The 5523-nt window shown below is 44.6% G+C and carries 5 protein-coding genes; 4 read left to right on the top strand and 1 reads right to left on the bottom strand.

Annotated features, from left to right (window positions below):
• The first annotated feature begins 544 nt into the window (after positions 1–544).
• The 4 genes from KDK17_RS15435 (at position 545) to KDK17_RS15420 (ending at position 4947) form a co-directional block, all read left to right on the top strand.
• Complete coding sequence (locus tag KDK17_RS15435; RefSeq protein ID WP_257274186.1) at positions 545–2029, top strand: oligopeptide:H+ symporter; 1485 nt, start codon at positions 545–547, stop codon at positions 2027–2029.
• Positions 2030–2270: 241 nt separating this feature from the next.
• Positions 2271–2987 (top strand): hypothetical protein, encoded by a 717-nt coding sequence (locus KDK17_RS15430; RefSeq protein WP_257274187.1) that lies wholly within the window; start codon positions 2271–2273, stop codon positions 2985–2987.
• Positions 2988–3074: 87 nt separating this feature from the next.
• Complete coding sequence (locus tag KDK17_RS15425; protein WP_257274188.1) at positions 3075–4022, top strand: hypothetical protein; 948 nt, start codon at positions 3075–3077, stop codon at positions 4020–4022.
• 112 nt (positions 4023–4134) lie between these two features.
• Positions 4135–4947, top strand: a complete 813-nt coding sequence (locus KDK17_RS15420) for a hypothetical protein (protein WP_257274189.1) — start codon at positions 4135–4137, stop codon at positions 4945–4947.
• 68 nt (positions 4948–5015) lie between these two features.
• On the opposite strand, the gene KDK17_RS15415 is transcribed toward KDK17_RS15420, so the two are convergent.
• A partial coding sequence (locus KDK17_RS15415) for a hypothetical protein (protein WP_257288457.1) occupies positions 5016–5523 on the bottom strand: 508 nt, incomplete at its 5' end.

The raw sequence follows: 5523 nt of genomic DNA, 5'->3' as shown, positions 1-5523 counted from the left end.
TGCCAACATATTGCAGTGTCCCTTTGATCATTATGGAGATGGCACCGATGTAATGCTGGTTGTGGGTCAAAATGTGGCCGGTTCAGGTGGCAGCTGCAGACACAACAATTTCCGGGATTGACAGTAAACAGTTTGTGATTGACTTATCGCTGGGTGCTCTGTGAGGGTGATTTTCACCGCAGAAAACGGATTCGTCGAAGCTGGATCATTATGAAAAAAGTAAATGGCACTAATATTTAGGCATCAGTCCTGTCCGGTTCACCGGTATCTACTTGTCTGGCTGTGAAAATTACCGCTATTGGAAACGTTTTTAATAAGACTTAATTAAAAAAGGTCTTTGTACTGACCTGCCAAAAATTCAAAGTGAGAGCTCTCAATAAGTTTATTAATAACAGAAAATGTTTGTTTAAGTTTATTGAAATTTCTCCCGTCTCCGGAGTCTGTCGAGCTTATTGCGCTTGAGGTTCCTCGATCAGGAAGATCGAACAATACCTGAAATACAGACATTGACTGACGAACATCGGAGTTAAAGGATAGTTTTTATATGCAACAGTCTTTAAACGTTCTGAAACAGCCCAGGCCGTTTTATATGATCTTTTTTCTAGAGCTATGGGAGCGTTTTGGCTACTACGGACTTCAGGCTATTCTGGCCGTCTATCTGGTTCGTGAACTGGATGTTCCGGAGTCTGAGTCGTTTATTATCTTTGGTGCCTTTAATGCTCTGGTCTACGGCCTGGTAGCGCTTGGTGGTTTCCTGGGCGACAAGGTATTGGGTACCAAGCGGACCATAGTGTTCGGTGCCCTGGTGTTGATGACTGGCTATGCCATCATGGCCGCAGCGGGCAACGACATGCAGATGGTTTATCTTGCCCTGGCCACTGTCGCAGTGGGTAATGGCCTGTTCAAGGCGAATCCTTCCAGCCTTCTGGCCAAGTGTTATAAAGAAGGTGATAGTCGTCTGGATGGCGCCTTCACCATGTACTACATGGCGATCAATATAGGCTCCTTTATTTCTATGCTGACTGTACCTTATGTGGCGGACCATTTCGGCTGGAACGTGGGCTTCATAGTCAGCGCATTGGGACTGTTGGTGGCTCTGGCTAACTATTTCATCATTCGCCACTGGGTAGCCGGTTATGGCTCTGAGCCTGACTTTAAACCTCTGAACTACAGGAAGTTTGGACTGGTTTTTGTCGGTGTTATTGCTGCGTGTTTTGCCTGTGCCTTTGTTCTGAACCATCTGGTTATTGCCAATGTCCTGTTGGCGATGGTCGGGAGCGGTGTGGTAGTGATCTTCCTGAAAGAAATTCTGGGTTCTGCCGGTGTTGAGCGTGGCAAGATGATTGTTGCTCTGATATTGATGCTGGAAGCGATTGTCTTCTGGGTAATGTACTACCAGATGCCGACCTCCCTCAACTTCTTCACCATTCATAACGTTGAGCATGTTATTTTTGGTTTTGAAGTTAACCCGTTATCCTTCCAGTCTCTTAACCCATTCTGGATCATGGTGGCCAGCCCGATATTGGCTTACATTTACAACCGTACTGGTGTGACCGGAAAAGCCATGAGTATGCCGGTCAAGTTTGCCATGGGTATGGCCCTGACATCAGTGAGCTTCTTGCTGATTCCTCTGGCTGCCCGGTTTGCCAGTGCCGAGGGGCTGGTTGCGCCGGGCTGGATTGTTGGTACTTACCTGGCTCAGGCGCTGGGGGAACTGCTGATCAGTGGTCTTGGTCTGGCGATGGTAGCTCAGCTGGTGCCTGAGCGCATGCATGGTTTCATTATGGGGGCCTGGTTCCTGACGACTTCGGCAGCCTCAGTAGTGGCTGGTTATGTAGCGGGCTTAACCACTGTGGCTTCTGGTCAGTCAGCGACCGCATTGGATACTCTGCCGATCTACAGCCATTTCTTTGAAGTCATGGGCCTGATTTCAGCGGTGGTAGCCGTAATCATGTTTGTGACGGCGCCTAAACTGAACAGATTGATGAACCCGGTAGAAAAAAGTCAGGTGAAACCGGCAACAGCCTGATTGCTCTGACATTTTGGTGTTATGAAGAGGCGACTGTTCAGTGAAGGTCGTTTTTTTCAATGGTTTCTGGTTTCGTTTTCTGTCGGGAACTTTCTGTGGTGTGAATACTCCAATCAGGGGAACTGACTGAAAGTGATCAGGCGTTTTTGTGATTTACCTGAACGCTGTAAAGAGTCATTGTAGCTGATGATTTTTTTAATCTTTCAGTTTATCTGGATAAATAAGAAGGGAGGCTTATTCAATGGAAGCGACATCATCTGGCAGCACAAGTTGGGCTATGCCTGAAACAACTGGCTTGGTTTCAAAAATTAAGGTTGATGAGGCAAAGTTTAATCAGTTGGACTGTCGAATTGTCGGCGACGAGAAGCTGATGGGTTTTTCATTAAAATTGAATGATGGTTCAAAAAGGAAAGTGAAACAAAACTATTTCCGTGGTCTGGTATATCGTTACGATTCAAGACCATTAGTAGAAATCAAAGAAGCTGGAGGGTTTTATCCTCGCATACCAAGAGATAAGAATCATCGAGTTTTGGTTTCTGAGGTGATTGAGTATACCGGACTTTTTGATTTAAATCCCGTTGTATCTAATCAGACCACCGGTATTGTTGCTACGTCTCAATCAGTGAGTTGGAATAATGGCTTTTTGAGTCAAGACTTGAAGAAATATCAATACATGATTGACACGAAAATGGACAACATTCGAGGTCTTGATCCTGATTATTTTCGAGCAGGTGAGGCACCATGTTATGAAGTGTGCTTCGAGGACCCGTTACCCTACAACAGCATTGTCGGTTATTTTGAAAATCAAAACCATGAAGTTTTTTATTTAAATAATGAATATCAAGGCAGCTTTAGCTGGAATGCGGAAGATCTTGTTCGTCATTACAAAAGTTTACCTGTACAAATCTATTCTTCATTGAAAAGAAGAATAAATAAGAGTTGTTGTACAGTGCAATGATTAGGTCTGTGGAACCATTTAGTGATTATGCGGTCAAATAAATTATGAATCGGAAAGGAATTCCGTAAACCAAAGGGGGTTTTGTATATGAATAGTTTGATGAGTACTGTGAACGTTACTAACGGATTGCACATAAAACCGGGCCAGAAAGACACGAGTTCAGAAGTGGTTAGCCATCAAAGCAATAACATCATCGGCAGTAAAACTTACAAAACCTCATTTCCTGAAACACCCATTACCCAAAGATCTGCGACAGCGGCGGTAAACTTTCCCAGCGTGCCTGCCAATCTCTGTCAAAATGACATCAATACTGACGGGCAAAACTTCCAGTCCAGGCATATCTGTGGCCCTACCTCAGTGGCCAATACTCTGGCGCCATTGCTGGGCATTACCGGACTTGAACATCAGCATGCCCTGGTAATCAGACTGGCTGAAGCGTTTGGTATGAATGAGAATGTTGAAAACGGTATCGGTCCTATTGAGCTGATGGCCGGTGTCCGTTCGTTTATGGAAAAAAATTATCAGCTGACACCAGACATTCGTTACTACGGCTGGCGGGCTGAGTATGCTTCTGCCAAATCATCGTTTAACCATATACATTCCAGGCAGCCACCGAATCAACAGCAAATCATTGAAAATATCGGGATATCAGACGGGGCCTGGCTGAATATCGGTTTTTACGTTTACGATGAGAACACCGCTGAATACAAACGAATCTCGGGGCATTGGGCAACACTGGCAGGATGTGATAGCAATGGCGAATTGGCAATTCATGACCCTGCAGGAAGAGCACATACTGCAGCCTGTCAGGAAAAAAATCAGAGCGTTACCATCCTTGATGCTGGTCAACTTAACGACAGAAACAGAAAACGTAGTGCAAAAAACGTTCTCTGTCTGACCCGGTCATTCAAACTGCCCATTGATCAACGGGGCATTAATACTGCCATTATTGATGGCGTGATTTTTTTTCGATGCAGGGATAACTTGGCCGGAAACAATTTCCCCTTGCCCCCATCGAGTGTACTTATTGTTTGAATCCAGTGTTACCTGTACTGACTAACTGGTTAATGCTTTATGTGGAAGCAAATGCTTAACTACTGGATTGTTTAATTCCAATAAGTCAGGTAAATCATTAGGAAATTGTTTTATGGATGCCAGATTTTCGCCCCGAGAACGCTTATCTACTGAAAGCCAGAGCTTCTCGGCACAACCAATGGGTGTGGACAACTCTGCACTCTGCGCTTCTTCAGGCAACGCCAGCTCTCCTTATTCGCCCGTTGCCGCTGCGGAAGTAGAACCGAAAGTAAACAGAAAAATAGCTGATGATGCAGATTTTTATTATATCTGCGATTCTTCCATGGGATATCGCTGTGAACGTACCCTGGAAGAGCGGGATATTCAGGCACTTGAATCATTGTATCCGAACCTTTTTGTAAAGGTGGATAATGCTATTGATAGAGCACTTAAAACGGTCGATAAAAATGAAGAGTGTCTCATTTATTGGGTTTCGCTCGATATTGAACATTTTCAGCTCTATCCCGAAGCATTACAACCAATAGCAGAATATCTCTATAATCAATTGGAAGAAGCACCCTTCTCAGAAAATAATCAAAGATACGGTTCGGGCTTTAATATTGAAGTAATGCCGTATGGATTATTCAAAAGTAAGTTTTTCAGTATTAAGGAAAGTATTAATGGTGATCAACAATTATTTGTTGATCACGACGGCTACAAAAACATGCTGGAAAATAAGAAGCTGGTCTCCGCTTTCCATGATCTTACTTTTGGTGATAAAACCCCTGAGGAAAAAATTGAAACTTTGAAAATGATATTTCCTCCAGATCAACCGGATGGCCAACAAGTTACATTTGAGGAGTTTCGTATGAACGCGCTTGCGCTCATGGGCGACGATTTTAAGCAGGCCCAACAACGTGCTGTTGAATCGGGTATGGATCCATAAGGGAGCTGATACTCCCCGAATTTTATAAATTCCTCAAGGCATCTGTTAGCTCATGGCTGTTCGTCAGCTCACGGCTGTCTAACTGACGATTCAGTGGCAACAGCGGTTGGCTCGGCTTTTTGGAAGTTGGGGTGCACAACCGCTCGCAGAACCGTTTTATCTTCAAAATAAACGGTCATGTCCTGGTATTGCCACTTGGTAATAGCAGGTTTTCCGACCGTTTCAGAGACTTCAGGTGATCCCAGACGATCCCTGACGGACTCCATGCTTTGACCTCTTTCCGGCAACAGAACCGTGCTGCGAAGTTCAGCCGACTGACTGCCAACGGGTACTGCAATCGAGTCACCGGCTTCTGCTGCAAAAGCATTCAGATTGAGGCTGCCAAGACCCAACAAAGTCATGGAAAGGGCTAATGACGGTAGTGATAATAAATGTTTCATGACAGGCATATTTTTCTCGCTACTTTCTTTTCTTGCTACTTTCTTACTTTCGTGGGTCGGGTGCAACAGCTCTGCTGCCCTGATTATCGTTCTGGGAAACTGTAGCTTTTGCAAGGAAATGCAAACAGCCTTATTC

The sequence above is a fragment of the Endozoicomonas sp. SESOKO2 genome (genome assembly GCF_024606245.1).
Lineage (GTDB): Bacteria > Pseudomonadota > Gammaproteobacteria > Pseudomonadales > Endozoicomonadaceae > Endozoicomonas_A.
The sequence above is the reverse complement of the archived record's forward strand: the minus strand, read 5'-3'. Positions and strand labels throughout refer to the sequence as shown.

Excerpts from the sequence above, each read along its gene's own strand:
- KDK17_RS15435 (WP_257274186.1), top strand. The coding sequence starts at position 545 with ATGCAACAGTCTTTAAACGTTCTGAAACAGCCCAGGCCGTTTTATATG.
- KDK17_RS15430 (WP_257274187.1), top strand. The coding sequence starts at position 2,271 with ATGGAAGCGACATCATCTGGCAGCACAAGTTGGGCTATGCCTGAAACA.
- KDK17_RS15425 (WP_257274188.1), top strand. The coding sequence starts at position 3,075 with ATGAATAGTTTGATGAGTACTGTGAACGTTACTAACGGATTGCACATA.
- KDK17_RS15420 (WP_257274189.1), top strand. The coding sequence starts at position 4,135 with ATGGATGCCAGATTTTCGCCCCGAGAACGCTTATCTACTGAAAGCCAG.